Origin of the sequence: Nocardiopsis ganjiahuensis DSM 45031 (assembly GCF_000341085.1) — a bacterium.
In the GTDB taxonomy this organism is placed as follows: Bacteria; Actinomycetota; Actinomycetes; order Streptosporangiales; family Streptosporangiaceae; genus Nocardiopsis; species Nocardiopsis ganjiahuensis.
Window position 1 is genome coordinate 1 of the sequence record NZ_ANBA01000054.1, and the last position, 563, is coordinate 563.

The 563-nt window shown below is 62.0% G+C and carries 1 protein-coding gene; it reads right to left on the reverse strand.

Annotation, left to right across the window (positions count from 1 at the left end; translation table 11 throughout):
- Nucleotides 1-544, reverse strand: a 544-nt coding sequence (locus D458_RS0132690; protein WP_026119911.1) for a hypothetical protein, incomplete at its 3' end; no start/stop codon positions are given.
- Nucleotides 545-563 lie beyond the last annotated feature (19 nt).

The window sequence follows — 563 nt, forward strand, 5'->3', positions numbered from 1 at the left end:
CGACACCGGAGTTGGCGCGGCCCTTGTAGGTGTAGAACAGGGTGGACTTGCCGTCCTCGTCGGCGTCGGTCGGGAAGATCGACACCGTGATCTCACGCTTGGCGATCTCGGTCGCGTTCTCCGTGGACTCACCGCGCTCAGCCACCTGCGCGTAGTTCGCCGACACCGTCCGCTTGATCAGATCCCCCGTCCGCGTCTCGAACGCGATCATGAACCGCGCCTGCAGATCCGGCACATGGATCTGACCCTCGTAACCACCATCACCGTCGAAGTCCACACCATGACCCGGATACATCAGGTCGTACACCGTCTTGTTGTCCTCGAACGGCAGGAACTTCCGCGTCACCTTGAAGTTGTTGTGCGTCGAAGCCACCAGCACACCACCCCAGGCGTACAGATCCTCCGACTCCGCCTCCACCGTCTCGGTGAAACCCTCCTCACCATCGAGCAGACCCACCTGCTCCCACTCCGCACCGAACGGACGACCCTCCTGCGGAATCTCCGAACCCACCGGAGCGATGAACACATCCGCGTACGCCCACACACTCGCATTAGCCGTGTTA